The 12,367-nt window shown below is 60.2% G+C and carries 11 protein-coding genes, 1 pseudogene and 1 riboswitch; of the genes and pseudogenes, 5 read left to right on the top strand and 7 right to left on the bottom strand.

Going from position 1 to position 12,367, the window contains the following annotated elements; genetic code table 11:
• Positions 1 to 10 precede the first annotated feature (10 nt).
• The 3 genes from ATI02_RS21230 to ATI02_RS21220 all read right to left on the bottom strand — a co-directional run bounded on the left by ATI02_RS21230 (position 11) and on the right by ATI02_RS21220 (position 4,694).
• The gene (locus ATI02_RS21230; protein WP_100847242.1) at positions 11 to 1,900 is read right to left on the bottom strand and encodes a DUF1302 domain-containing protein; all 1,890 of its coding nucleotides are present in this window, start codon (positions 1,898 to 1,900) and stop codon (positions 11 to 13) included.
• A 336-nt stretch (positions 1,901 to 2,236) separates the two neighbouring features.
• A complete protein-coding gene (locus tag ATI02_RS21225) occupies positions 2,237 to 3,919 on the bottom strand; it encodes a fatty acid--CoA ligase (protein WP_100847241.1) in 1,683 nt (560 codons plus the stop codon).
• A 145-nt stretch (positions 3,920 to 4,064) separates the two neighbouring features.
• Positions 4,065 to 4,694 carry a LysE family translocator gene (locus tag ATI02_RS21220; RefSeq protein WP_053123690.1) on the bottom strand — a complete coding sequence of 210 codons (630 nt, stop codon included), beginning with the start codon at positions 4,692 to 4,694 and terminating at the stop codon, positions 4,065 to 4,067.
• Between the two features lie 180 nt (positions 4,695 to 4,874).
• On the opposite strand from ATI02_RS21220, the gene ATI02_RS21215 reads away from it, so the two are divergent.
• The 3 genes from ATI02_RS21215 to ATI02_RS21205 all read left to right on the top strand — a co-directional run bounded on the left by ATI02_RS21215 (position 4,875) and on the right by ATI02_RS21205 (position 7,707).
• The gene (locus ATI02_RS21215; protein WP_100847240.1) at positions 4,875 to 5,840 is read left to right on the top strand and encodes a 2-hydroxyacid dehydrogenase; all 966 of its coding nucleotides are present in this window, start codon (positions 4,875 to 4,877) and stop codon (positions 5,838 to 5,840) included.
• A 32-nt stretch (positions 5,841 to 5,872) separates the two neighbouring features.
• On the top strand, positions 5,873 to 6,871 hold the full coding sequence (locus tag ATI02_RS21210; protein WP_100847239.1) for a methyltransferase: 999 nt from the start codon (positions 5,873 to 5,875) through the stop codon (positions 6,869 to 6,871).
• Positions 6,872 to 6,910: 39 nt separating this feature from the next.
• Positions 6,911 to 7,035: riboswitch (yybP-ykoY riboswitch) on the top strand.
• Between the two features lie 87 nt (positions 7,036 to 7,122).
• Entirely contained in the window at positions 7,123 to 7,707 is a 585-nt protein-coding gene (locus ATI02_RS21205; protein ID WP_095191736.1) for a TMEM165/GDT1 family protein, read from the top strand.
• Between the two features lie 141 nt (positions 7,708 to 7,848).
• Here ATI02_RS21205 and ATI02_RS21200 read toward each other — a convergent pair whose 3' ends face one another.
• Positions 7,849 to 8,667 (bottom strand): M48 family metallopeptidase, encoded by an 819-nt coding sequence (locus ATI02_RS21200; protein WP_095191735.1) that lies wholly within the window; start codon positions 8,665 to 8,667, stop codon positions 7,849 to 7,851.
• Between the two features lie 259 nt (positions 8,668 to 8,926).
• Here ATI02_RS21200 and ATI02_RS33345 point away from each other — a divergent pair.
• Together ATI02_RS33345 and ATI02_RS33340 are read left to right on the top strand one after the other, a co-directional pair.
• Positions 8,927 to 10,213: pseudogene (locus tag ATI02_RS33345) on the top strand (methyl-accepting chemotaxis protein); the annotation flags it as partial.
• A 12-nt stretch (positions 10,214 to 10,225) separates the two neighbouring features.
• Positions 10,226 to 11,068: a methyl-accepting chemotaxis protein gene (locus tag ATI02_RS33340; RefSeq protein WP_420875221.1), complete on the top strand. Its 843-nt coding sequence runs from the start codon at positions 10,226 to 10,228 to the stop codon at positions 11,066 to 11,068.
• A 121-nt stretch (positions 11,069 to 11,189) separates the two neighbouring features.
• Here ATI02_RS33340 and ATI02_RS21190 read toward each other — a convergent pair whose 3' ends face one another.
• Genes ATI02_RS21190 through ATI02_RS21180 form a run of 3 tightly spaced genes read right to left on the bottom strand, consistent with a single transcriptional unit; the run spans position 11,190 to position 12,302 of the window.
• Positions 11,190 to 11,813, bottom strand: coding sequence for an SOS response-associated peptidase (locus tag ATI02_RS21190; RefSeq protein ID WP_100847237.1), 624 nt, complete (start codon positions 11,811 to 11,813; stop codon positions 11,190 to 11,192).
• A gap of 36 nt (positions 11,814 to 11,849) precedes the next feature.
• Positions 11,850 to 12,110 (bottom strand): putative signal transducing protein, encoded by a 261-nt coding sequence (locus ATI02_RS21185; protein WP_095191732.1) that lies wholly within the window; start codon positions 12,108 to 12,110, stop codon positions 11,850 to 11,852.
• Between the two features lie 9 nt (positions 12,111 to 12,119).
• Positions 12,120 to 12,302, bottom strand: coding sequence for a CPXCG motif-containing cysteine-rich protein (locus ATI02_RS21180; protein ID WP_095191731.1), 183 nt, complete (start codon positions 12,300 to 12,302; stop codon positions 12,120 to 12,122).
• Positions 12,303 to 12,367 lie beyond the last annotated feature (65 nt).

The raw sequence follows: 12,367 nt of genomic DNA, 5'->3' as shown, positions 1-12,367 counted from the left end.
AATGCAGTGCTTAGAAGTTCACGCCGAAGCTGAGCGCAACGAAGTCGCGGTCATCCACGGTGGTGTACTTGCCGTCGAAGAAGTTGGTGTAAGCCAGGCTCGCGGTGTAGGTATTCTGGTATTCAGCATCGACGCCCAGGCTGACGGCTTTGCGACCTTCCTCGAAGTTGCCGCCAGGACCTGGCGAATAACCGCTGACGTCGTGGGACCAGGCCACGTTCGGCTTGAGGTTCACACCGGCGAAGACGTCGTTGTATTCCCAGATGGCACGACCGCGGTAGCCCCACGACATCGATGTGGTGAAGCCGTCGTTGTCGCAATTGCGGCTGCGGTTGTTCTGCGGCGAACCCGGCCCTGCACCATTGATGGTGCTGGCGTTGAGAATGTTGGCGCAGGTGTTGACGGTGCCAGTGGCTGGCAACTCACCCGGGCCATACACCGGATCGCGGCCATAACGCTTGTCGGACCGGCTTTCCAGCCCGCCGACGTAGGTCGCCCCGACTTCACCGACGAGGGTCAGACGGCTGGCGCCCATGACCTGATCGAAGAAGTGCGTGAACGTGGTCTGGATCTGGGTGATTTCCTTGCGCTCATAGCCATGCAGATCCTGGCCAGGAACGCCATTGAGTATCGAAGCGTTGGTCAGTGCGCCGCCGATCGGACGCACACCGGCGAACAGGATGTCGGTGGAGTTCAGTTGTACCGGTGCGTTCGGACGGTAGCTGATCTCACCGCTCCACGCCGTACCGGTAGGCAGGGTGGTGGAGAAGCTCAGACCGTAGAGACGAATGTCTTCAGGGTATTCAATGAAGTAGTTCGAGTTGCCCGCGACCAGCAACGGTGCAAGTGCCGCAAAAGGCCCCGGCAGCGCGCGCGCGGTGTTGTAGACCGATTGTGGTGCGACGGTGGCGCTGAAGATCGGCGCACGGCTGTGGTAGTTCATGAAGTAGGCGCCGAACTCGGTGTCGAGCGGTTCGTACATGTACTTGAAGGACGCGCCCCACTGACCGCTGTCACGGGCATCGCGGTCCGGACCACGGCGTACCAGAACGCCTTCTTCGTTGACGTTGACACCGTTGGCCGCCAATGGCCCCAAGGCGATCGCCGGGATTTGCGAACGTTTGTTCAGCACGCGCAGGTTGTTGTCACAACCGTCGGCAACGATGTCCGGCTGCGAGAAGAACGTGCCGCAGTTATCGACGACGGTCTGGTCCCACTCAAGCTGATAGAACGCTTCGGCCGAGAGGTTTTCGGTCAGGCTCTGAGACACGTAGAACATGTTGACCGGGATCAGGCCTTCCTTGATCTCGGCGCCCGGACGACGGAATGCAGATACGTCGATCGGGTTGATCGAGTTGATGCCGCCACCGATGAAGGTACTTTCACCCCAGCTCACCACCTGCTTGCCCAGACGCACGGAACCCGGCTGATCGGCGATGGAGTAGTTGTGATAGACGAAGGCATCGAGAATCTGGCCGCCAGAGGATTTCGCGCCCTCTTTGCGGTTGCTGTCGCTGATGTCCTTGAACTGGCGGCTCTCGTCCTTCAGTTCGAAGTCATACCAGTATTTGCCACGGACGAACACGCCGGTATCGCCGTACTTCAGTTCAAGGTCATGGATACCCTTGAAGATCTTCGAAAAGGTTTCGCCGCTCTTGAAGTTGGCGTGGCCATCGTCAGAAGTCTGCGACAGGCCATGGCCGCCGTTGTTGACGCCGATGAGGTTCTTGTTCGGGCTCTGGGTAGACCAACTGGCGCCGATCGACAGGGATGAATCGAACTGACCTTCGATTTCACCGACGTTGAAACTGACGCCGAATGCGGGCCCGGCGAGCGAAGAAGCAAGACTGACCGCCAGAGGCAGTTTCGCCCGGCGCCAGAACTGGTTTACTGAGGTCATCGACGCTACTCCATGTGCATTATTGTTATGGCAGTGAGTACTTTTAAAAACGTCTGAAGGACCGGTAGCCAAGGGCTGCCCGAAATCACTCCAATGCTGCATCGCCCCGTTTTGTGCGTGTGCCGCGTTCTTAAAAATCCTTGAGCGGACTATAGCCAGCAGGTGGTACTGCTTGATCCCTCTAAAGTGTGATTTGCAGCTGCTGACCACTCTGGAACAGTCCTTTTGCCAGTCCGACAGATGTCGGCACGGCAAGGATGGCTGATTTTTTCGATTTCACAAGCCAAGCGCTTGCTTGGTGGGTCTGGCGCGCCGTTTTCGGCGCGCCAGAGACACTTAAAGTGTCGAGAGGAAGGTGCTGTTGTTGGCCTGCCATTCAGTAATGTCGAGGCGGATGCGCTTCTTGTCGAGCTTGCCGACGCTGGTCTTGGGAATTTCCGTAACAACGGCGATCTGGCTTGGAATTGCCCACTTGCTCAAGTGCCCCAGTTCGACGAACGGCTTGAGGTATTCCTTGAGCTCGCGTGCCCCGATCTCGTGCCCTTCGCGGATCACCAGCAGGGCAAACGGGCGTTCGCCCCACTGCGGATCGGCGATGCCCACCACTGCTACTTCGCGTACCGCCACATGACGGCTGATCAGGTCTTCGAGGTCGAGCGAGGAGATCCACTCACCGCCGGTCTTGATCACGTCCTTGATACGGTCACGGATGTCGATCACGCCCATGCTGTCGAGCGTTGCCACGTCGCCGGTGTGCAGCCAGCCACCGGCCCAGAGCTCGGCGCCCTTCTGCGGTTCGTTGAAATAACCTTCGGTCAGCCACGGCGCACGCAGCACCAGCTCGCCCTGGGTTTCGCCGTCAGCCGGGAGGAAGTTGCCTTCAGTATCGACAATCGCGGCTTCCACCAGCGGCCCGGGCACACCGGCCTTGATCCGGTAAGTGGTGCGTTCGTCTTCAGTCCCGGCCATCAATTCATCATTGAGGTGCGCACAGGACACCAACGGCCCGGTTTCCGACATGCCATACGCGGCGGTGAGCTGAATGCCGCGCGCCTTCGCGGTTTCGTACAGTGTGCGATTGAGTGCACTGCCGCCAATGACGATTTTCCAGCCGCCGAAATCATTGCCCTGCGCACCTTTGGCGTTGAGCAGCATTTGCAGGATGGTCGGCACACAGTGGGAAAACGTAACTTTCTCTTTGCGCCACAACTCCACCAGAAACTCCGGATCGTAACGCCCCGGGTAAACCTGCTTGAGACCCAGCATGGTCGCCACGTACGGCAGGCCCCAGGCGTGTACATGAAACATCGGGGTGATCGGCATGTACACGTCGTTGGTGCCGAGCAGGCGCACGCTGTCGATCGAGCCCATGATCGTCGACACGCCCATGGTGTGCAGCACCAGTTGCCGATGGGTGAAGTACACGCCTTTCGGGTTGCCGGTGGTGCCGGTGGTGTAGAACGTGGTGGCGACCGAGTTTTCGTCGAAATCCTGGAAGGCGTATTGCGGGCTCGCCGCCGCGAGCAATTGCTCGTATTCACCGACCAGATTCGGCAACTCGGCGGTTTTCTCCGGCAGGTCGGTCAGCAGCAGGGTTTTCTCGACCGTGGTCAGGTGCGGCGCGATGGCCTGGTACAACCCGACGAACTCGCTGTTGACCAGCACAAAGCGGTCCTCGGCGTGGTTCATGGTGTAGAGAATCTGTTCCGGCGACAGGCGCACGTTAATGGTGTGGATCACCGCGCCAATCATCGGAATGGCAAACATGCATTCTAGGTAACGATGGCTGTCCCAGTCCATCACCGCCACGGTGTCACCGGCCTTGACGCCCGCCGCCGTCAGCACGTTGGCCAGCCGCGCCACACGCTCGATCAGGGTCGGATAGCTGTAGCGCAACTGGTCACGGTAGATGATCTCGCGGGTTTTCTCGTAACGGGCACCGGACATCAGCAGCCGTTTAATCAGCAATGGATACTGGTAGGCCCCATCGGCCGGGGGAATGACGCGAGTCTGCAACATAAGAATCCCTTTTCTGACTGCATGGTGTTGGGCGAAGAGTTTTCTACTCTAGATCGCTTATACGCCAGTCAAATCAGCCGAAGGAATGATTTGCATAGCCGTACAAATGCTAGCTTTGCGCCAGCATTTGTCAGTTCCCCATCGTTCAATGCATCTCGGTGAACGCGATTTTCACGCCGAGAGCGATCAACACCGCGCCCATGGTGCGGTCGAACCAGTGGCCCATGCGGGCGAAACCAGCGCGTACGCGTTGCTGGCTGAAGAGCATCGCCACCAGGCAGAACCAGACGGCTGTCGCGACCGCCAGATAAATCCCGTAACCGGCCTGCACCGACAATGGCGTGTGCGGATTGATCACTACGGTGAACAGCGACAGGAAGAACAGCGTGGCCTTCGGGTTCAAGCCATTAGTGACGAAGCCCGAAGTAAACGCACCGCGCGCGGTACGAACACCCGCTTCCTTGTGCAGATCGTCGGTGACGGTTTTTGCCGGTTGCGCGCGCAAGGCCTTGAAGCCGATGTACAGCAGGTAAGCGGCAGCCGCCCATTTCAAGGCGTTGAACAGCACGATCGACTGCGACACGATCAGGCCGATGCCGAGCAGTGAATAGCCCACATGCAGGAAAATCGCCGTGCCCACCCCCAGTGCCGTCCATGTGCCGGCGCGGCGACCATGGGTCACGCTCTCGCGCACGACCACGGCGAAGTCCGGGCCGGGACTGGCGACGGCCAGCAAGTGGATCAGTGCAACGGTCAAGAACTCGGTCCAGTACATGGGGGCTCCTCTGGAGTTATTACATTTCTGTGGGAGCGAGCCTGCTCGCGAAAAAGGAGTGTCAGACACACGACTGTTGCCTGACACAGCGCCTTCGCGAGCAGGCTCGCTCCCACAGATGTTTCATCTGGTAGGCTCGGCAGATTACGCCTTCCGTTCACAGCACAAAAGGTACAGTTGATGACGAACCCGCGCCGCGCCGTATTCCTCGATCACCCTTCGCTGGATCTTGGCGATCTCGACCTCAGCCCGTTGCGCGCTTGCTTCAGCGACCTGCAACTGTTCGCCCAGACCTTGCCTGAACAAGTCGCTGAACGCCTGCGAGGCGCAACAGTAGCGATCAGCAACAAGATCCTGATCGATGCCGCCGCGATGGCTGCCAATCCCGACCTGAAACTGATCCTGATCACCGCCACCGGCACCAACAACGTCGACCTCGCGGCCGCCCGCGCCCATGGCATCACCGTATGCAACTGTCAGGGGTACGGCACGCCATCGGTGGCGCAACACACCCTCATGCTGCTGCTCAACCTCGCCACACGCTTGGCCGATTATCAAAAAGCCGTAGGCGAAGGTCGCTGGCAGCAGGCGAAACAGTTCTGTCTGCTCGACTACCCGATTGTCGAACTCGAAGGTAAAACCCTTGGCCTGCTCGGTCATGGCGAGTTGGGCGGCGCTGTCGCACGGTTGGCGCAAGCCTTCGGCATGCGCGTGTTGCTCGGGCAGATTCCGGGGCGCCCTGTCCGCCCGGATCGTTTGCCTCTGGATCAACTGCTACCACAGATCGACGCCCTCACCCTGCACTGCCCGCTCAATGAACACACGCGCCACTTCATCGGCGCCCGCGAACTGGCTTCGATGAAGCCCGGCGCATTCGTGGTCAACACCGCTCGCGGTGGACTGATCGATGAACAGGCCTTGGCCGATGCCTTGCGCAACGGCCACCTCGGCGGCGCTGCTACTGATGTGCTCAGCGTCGAGCCGCCAACCCTAGGCAATCCGCTGCTGGCCGCCGACATCCCGCGCCTCATCGTCACCCCGCACAACGCTTGGGGCAGTCGCGAGGCTCGACAGCGCATCGTTGGCCAATTGACCGAAAACACCGAGGCGTTCTTCAGCGGTAAGGCGCTGCGGGTCGTCAGTTGATAAACTGCGGCACTTTTTTTTGAGGAGCAGTTATGGATCCGCGCAGTGAAGTACTGCTTCGTCAGGCCGAGTTATTCCAGGGTTCGCTATTGTTGGCCGGTTTGCCTGCCGACGATTTGCTCGGGCGCCTGCCCAATGCGTTTGGCTGGTGCTGGCATGCCGGCGACCAAGCTGCACTCGATGCTCGCTTCGAAGGCCGCAGTCATTTCGGTGTGGATATTCCCCAGCGTGAGTTCGATAGCGCCGTGGTGTTTCTGCCCAAATCCAAAGACCTGACCGATTACATCCTCAACGCTGTGGCCTCGCGCCTGGCCGGGCGCGAAGTGTTTCTGGTCGGGGAAAAACGCAGCGGCATCGAAGGCGCCTCCAAGCAGCTCAACCCGTTCGGCAAGCCACGCAAACTCGACAGCGCACGCCACTGCCAACTGTGGCAAGTCACCGTGGCCAACGCCCCTGAAACCAAGTCGCTGGAAAGCCTGGCGCAGACTTACGAGCTACCGCTGGCCGAAGGCCCGCTGAAAGTCATCAGCCTGCCGGGCGTGTTCAGCCACGGTCGACTGGATCGCGGCAGCGCCTTGCTGCTGGAGCATCTGGACAAACTGCCGAGCGGTCATTTGCTCGACTTCGGTTGTGGCGCAGGTGTATTGGGCGCTGCGGTCAAACGTCGCTATCCGCACAATCAGGTGACATTGCTGGACGTCGACGCATTTGCCGCCGCCAGCAGCCGACTGACTTTGGCTGCCAATGGTCTGGAAGCCGATGTGCTGACCGGTGACGGAATCGATGCGGCGCCCATGGGTTTGAGCGCCATTTTAAGCAACCCGCCGTTCCATGTCGGGGTACACACGGATTATTTCGCCACTGAGAACTTGCTGCGAAAAGCGGCCAAACATCTGAAAAACGGCGGCGAACTACGCCTGGTAGCGAACAGCTTCCTGAAGTATCAGCCGCTGATCGAAGAGCATCTGGGCGTGTGCGCCATCAAGGCCGAAGGCAATGGTTTCCGGATTTACCGGGCCAAGCGTGGCTAGAAATTTGTGCTTGCTCATTCGGATTTGCCTAGGCAGAATCCGCTCCGTCCTAGGGGAGTAGTCTCCCACGAGCGCCAAGCTCGTCCGGCATACGTCAACATACTTGATCCTCAGATCATGGCGTATGCGACCCAAGCGTCCGCACCAGACGGATCGCAGGGTTTGACAAGACCTATGACACGCACACCTTACCCGGGGCGGGAAGGCTGTACGTGTCATAGCCGTGTCGACCCGCCCCTTAGGAAATCCTGATGCTGGACTCGTTACTCGTTCCCACCGCAATCGTTGCCTTGGCCGAAATCGGCGACAAGACGCAACTGCTCGCGCTGATTCTCGCCGCTCGCTTCCGCAAACCCTGGCCGATCATTGCCGGCATTGTCGCCGCGACCCTGGCCAACCACGCAGCAGCCGGTGCGGTCGGCGCCTGGTTCGGCAGCTTCTTCTCCGATTCTGTGTTGCACTGGATTCTCGCCGCCAGCTTCGCCGCCACGGCGTTGTGGACGCTGGTCCCGGACAAAATGGATGACGATGAAGCCAGCACCGCGCGCAAGTTCGGGCCATTCCTGACCACGCTGATTGCGTTTTTCCTGGCGGAAATGGGCGACAAGACTCAGGTAGCTACCGTCATGCTGGCCGCGCAGTATCCTGAGTTGTGGCTGGTGATTATCGGCACCACCCTGGGCATGTTGATTGCCAACGTACCGGTGGTATTGGCGGGTAACTTTGCCGCGGACAAACTGCCGCTGACCCTGATCCGTCGCCTGGCCGCTTCGGCGTTCCTGATTTTGGCGATCATCGCGGTGTACAAGGCAATGCAGAGCAGCGGCTGGGTTTAAACCTGCCAACACCGCTCGTTCCCATGCTCCGCGTGGGAACGCAACCGGGGACGCTCTGCGTCCCACTGGAACGCGGAGCGTCCCTTGAGGCATTCCCACGCAGAGCGTGGGAACGATCACCACCTCCAGGCTAAGTCCGACTCAGGACTTCGGCGCTTTCTCGTACAGCGGCATGACTTTCGGGATCGCCGCCTGCAACGAGGCGATGCGACTGGTCGACGCCGGGTGAGTGCTCATGAACTCCGGTGGCGAACCTTCCGAGGCCTTGCTCATCTTGTTCCACAAGGTGATCGCCGCGTTCGGGTTGTAACCGGCGCGGGCGGCCAGCTCCAGACCGATCAGGTCAGCCTCGTTTTCGTTGGCGCGGCTGTTAGGCAGCGTCATGCCGTAGTTGGCCACGGTGTCGGCCAGCGCCAGGCTGTCCTGGCCCAGACCGAACAAGGCGCCCGCGCCCTGCTTGGCCATCTCCATTCCGTAAGCCTTGGACATCGCTTCGCGACCATGTTCGCGCAAGGCGTGAGCGATTTCATGGCCCATGACCGCGGCAATTTCATCGTCGGTGAGTTTCAGGCTGTCGATCAGCCCGGTGTAGAAAATGATCTTGCCACCAGGCCCGCAGTTGGCGTTGAGCTCATCGCTCTTGATCAGATTGACCTCCCATTGCCACTGCGCGGCATCCGGGCGGAAGTTTGGCGCCTGAGCGATCAAGCGGTTGGCAATCGCCTGAACCCGCTTGGCCTCTGGGCTGGTCTTGTCCAGCACGCCTTTGCTCGATGCTTCGCCGACGGTCTTCTGATACGACTGGGCATACATCTGGTCGACCTCTTGCGAGGACAGCATGCTGAACATGTACTGCTTGCGTTCCACGCCCACGGCGCCGCCGCTGGTGGTGTTGACCGACTGACAACCGGCCAGCAACAGCGCTGCGCTCAGTGCACTTACAACCAATGTCTTGTTCATTCAAAAGCTCCCTGAAAACCTGCGCGTATCCTAGGCGGGTAATTGTATCGGCGCCAGATACAACAGACGTGTTGCAGCGACTTTCAGATGTTCCCCCCCGTGTGTCGTAAAAAATTCACAGCGCCCGGCAAGCCCCGGCAACTGCGTCGCGCACTGATCCATTTGCGACATCCCCGCCCAATCACGGCTTGCACCACTCATGGCGCATTAGCCGCTGCCGATACAACAGCGCAGACGTCCTCTTGCGTGCGGAGCTCCCATGAAGTTCAAGTCGATCCAGTTTTCCGTCGCTGCCCTGGCCGGCGCCATCGTCCTCAGCGTGGTCGCCGCGCTGGTGCTGTATGCGCTGTTCTCCGGTGCGCGCACTCAGGACATGGTGCAGCAGCGCACTCAGGCCCAGTTCGAGCAAGTCATCGAACAACGCCTGACCTCATTGGCGCAGACCCAGGTCAGCCAGATCCAGCGTGAATTGGAGGCGCCGCTGCTGATTGCCGGCGCACTGGTGCGGGTCAACGCCCTGCTCGGCACGCCGGGCGCCGATGGTCAGCCGCGCCTGAGCGTCAGCCGTGAGCAACTGATCAGCCTGATCAAAGAGAACGTCGAGAAAAACCCGAAGATCCTCGGCACCTACATCGCCTGGGAAAAAAACGCACTGGATCACAATGACGCCGCCTACCTCGGCACCAGCGTCGTCGGGATCGATGCGGCCAACGGGCGCTTTCTGCCGTGGTGGTTCCGCAACGACGACGGCACCCTCGGCCTGGACAAACTGGTGGACGTCGACGACCAGAAAGTCCTGTCCACCGGCGTGCGCGCCAGCGAGTACTACCTGTGCTCGAAAGAAAACAAAAAATCCTGCGTGATCGATCCGGCGCCGTACAAGGTCGGCGACAAGATCGTCATGCTCGCCTCCTTTATTGAACCGATCATGCTCAACGGCGCGTTCCAGGGCATCATCGGCGCCGACCTGTCGGTGAACTTCATTCAGGAAATGCTCCTCGCCGCCAACCAGAAGCTGTACAGCGGCGCCGGGCAAATGGCCCTGGTCGGCAGTAACGGGCGGATCGTGGCGTACACCAAGGACCCGAGCAAATTCGGCGAAAAAGTCAGCGACATCCTCGACGCCGAGCAGATCGCCAATATGGCCAACCTCAAGCGCGGCGAAGTCACCTATACCGTCGACAAGGACAAAGGCCGCATCGAACTGTACCTGCCGTTCGGCATCGGCCAGACCGACGCACGCTGGACGCTGATGCTGCAACTGCCACTCAACGCGGTGATGGCCGATTTGCAGAAACTGCAGGCCGACCTCGACGCCCAGCGCAAATCCGATACCTTCGGCATGGCCATGGTCGGCTTGATCATCGCCGGCATTGGCCTGCTGGTGATCTGGCTGGTGGGCCACGGCATCGCCCGGCCGCTGAAGCAAATGGTCGCCATGCTCGATGACATCGCCAAAGGTGAGGGCGACCTGACCCGGCGTTTGAGCAGTGATCGCAGCGATGAACTCGGTTTGATCGCCAAGGGCTTCAACACCTTCCTCGCCAAGTTGCAGGCGATGATCACCCAAGTGGTGACCTCGGTACAGAGCGTCAGTGATTCCTCGGAACACACGGCCGACATCGCGATTCGCACCAACATCGGCATACAAAAACAAATGGCCGAGATCGATCAGGTCGCCACCGCCGTGCAGGAAATGACGGCCACCGCGCAGGATGTCGCGCGTAACGCGACCCAGGCGGCGCAAGCCGCCAGCCATGCCGATCAGGCCGCCAGCCAAGGCATGCAGATCGTCCGTGACACCTCTAACTCGATTGGCGTGCTGGCAGTGGAAATCGGCAAGGCTGTGGACGTGGTGCAGACGCTGGCCAAGGACAGCGAAAACATCAACACGATCCTCACGGCGATTCGCGCGATTGCCGAGCAGACCAACCTGCTGGCGCTGAACGCGGCCATTGAAGCGGCGCGCGCCGGTGAACAGGGTCGTGGCTTTGCAGTGGTCGCCGATGAGGTGCGCAATCTGGCGCAAAAGACCCAGAAAGCCACCGAAGAAATCCAGTCCATGATCCAGCAACTGCAACAAGGCACCCGCGATGTGGTGCGGGTCATGGAAGACAGCCAGAACCGCACCGACGAAAGCGTGCAACACGCGGCGAAGGCGGCCGAGGCACTGGAGACGATCACTCAGGCGGTGTCGGTGATCAACGACATGAACACCCAGATTGCCAGTGCGGCCGAGGAGCAGAGCGCAGTGGCCGACGACATCAATCGCAACGTGATCAATATCGGGCAAGTGGCCAATGAAGTGGCGGGCGGCGCGGATGAGTCGAGTTCGGCGAGCGCGGATCTGACCAAATTGGCGGAGCAGCAGCGGCGGTTGATCAATCAGTTCAAGGTTTAAGGACGTCGGAAGGTTCTTCGAACCTTTTCGCGAGCAGGCTCGCTCCCACCTTTGGAATGCATTTCAACGGTGGGAGCGAGCCTGCTCGCGAAGGGGCCGGCAATGACAACCCGTCAACTCGTCAACCCGGGGTCAGACACTCCGGCCCGTTGAGCTTCGGATCATTGACCAGGTTCGCCAACACCCGCTCGCGCAACGCGGCAGGCTCACTGGCGAGCAACGCCTGCAAGGTATGCAACGGCGTCTCAGGATCGAGCCAAGCTGCCTGACCTGCTTCATCAAGAATCAACGGCCGGCGCTGACTGGCCGCCGGCTGAGTGATCACCGCCGTGCTCAGCCACACCTGCTCCTGCACCGGATAAGCTTCCCAGATCGCCGCAAAAAACAGCGAAGCGCCCTCACCCGGCGTCAGCCAGTACGGACGCTTGCGCTGAGTCCCGCGCCATTCGTAGAAACCGTTGGCCGGCAACAGGCAGCGACGCAGGCGCAGCGCCTCACGGAACATCGGCTGCTCGGCCACCGTTTCCGCCCGCGCATGGGCCGGGGTGCGTGACAGATCGGTCAGCCACGGCGGCGTCAGCCCCCAGCGCGCGCGGGCCAACGTACGCTGGCCGTCTTCACCGGCACGCAGCATCAACACCGAATCGTTGGGGGAAATGTTCCACTGCGCCAGTTGATCGGCAGGAAAACCTGGCAGCGCCGCGAAGTCGCGGTTCCAGCGAAACAGGGCATAACGTCCACACATGGGGCAACACGGCTCAGAAATAAAACGAACGCCAGCCTAACAGACCAGCGTACCGGGGAAGCTCTCCGGTTCATCGCCGGGCAGCGGCAGCGCGGCATTGTACGCGGTGATCAACTCGAGGGCGTATTCGGCCTGATCATTATCGACCGACAGCCCCAACAGGCCGAAGATCGGCAGCTCACCGGTGCCCCCGAGCAAGTCCCGCCCCACCAGATGCGCCTCGATGCCTTCGCTGGCAAGCATGCCCTTGAGCATTTCGCCTTCCATCAGATTTTCCGGCTCGTAGATTCGCTGCATGGGCGCCCCTCACTCGTTTTCGCTGAAGACTTCCAGGTGCCATTCATCTTCGTGAACCTGCAATACAAACGTGATCGGCCGACAACACACCTGACAGTCTTCGATGTAGGTCTGATCACCGCCGGACAGATCCACAGTCGTTTCAACTTCTTCACCACAATACGGACATTCATACAGTGCGCTTTCCAGCATCGAGGTCTCCCAAGTGACTTGTGCGTATAATCGCCGGTCTATTTGCAGGGCTATTTTTGTCTGGC

The organism is Pseudomonas baetica, from assembly GCF_002813455.1.
Lineage (GTDB): Bacteria > Pseudomonadota > Gammaproteobacteria > Pseudomonadales > Pseudomonadaceae > Aquipseudomonas > Aquipseudomonas baetica.
The sequence above is the reverse complement of the archived record's forward strand: the minus strand, read 5'-3'. Positions and strand labels throughout refer to the sequence as shown.

Coding starts and splice junctions, on each gene's coding strand:
- ATI02_RS21205 (WP_095191736.1), top strand. CDS start 7,123: ATGCTGGACTCGTTACTCGTTCCCACCGCAATCGTTGCCTTGGCCGAA.
- ATI02_RS21185 (WP_095191732.1), bottom strand. CDS start 12,110: ATGCAGCGAATCTACGAGCCGGAAAATCTGATGGAAGGCGAAATGCTC.
- ATI02_RS21200 (WP_095191735.1), bottom strand. CDS start 8,667: ATGAACAAGACATTGGTTGTAAGTGCACTGAGCGCAGCGCTGTTGCTG.
- ATI02_RS21215 (WP_100847240.1), top strand. CDS start 4,875: ATGACGAACCCGCGCCGCGCCGTATTCCTCGATCACCCTTCGCTGGAT.
- ATI02_RS21220 (WP_053123690.1), bottom strand. CDS start 4,694: ATGTACTGGACCGAGTTCTTGACCGTTGCACTGATCCACTTGCTGGCC.
- ATI02_RS33340 (WP_420875221.1), top strand. CDS start 10,226: ATGATCACCCAAGTGGTGACCTCGGTACAGAGCGTCAGTGATTCCTCG.
- ATI02_RS21180 (WP_095191731.1), bottom strand. CDS start 12,302: ATGCTGGAAAGCGCACTGTATGAATGTCCGTATTGTGGTGAAGAAGTT.
- ATI02_RS21230 (WP_100847242.1), bottom strand. CDS start 1,900: ATGACCTCAGTAAACCAGTTCTGGCGCCGGGCGAAACTGCCTCTGGCG.
- ATI02_RS21210 (WP_100847239.1), top strand. CDS start 5,873: ATGGATCCGCGCAGTGAAGTACTGCTTCGTCAGGCCGAGTTATTCCAG.
- ATI02_RS21225 (WP_100847241.1), bottom strand. CDS start 3,919: ATGTTGCAGACTCGCGTCATTCCCCCGGCCGATGGGGCCTACCAGTAT.
- ATI02_RS21190 (WP_100847237.1), bottom strand. CDS start 11,813: ATGTGTGGACGTTATGCCCTGTTTCGCTGGAACCGCGACTTCGCGGCG.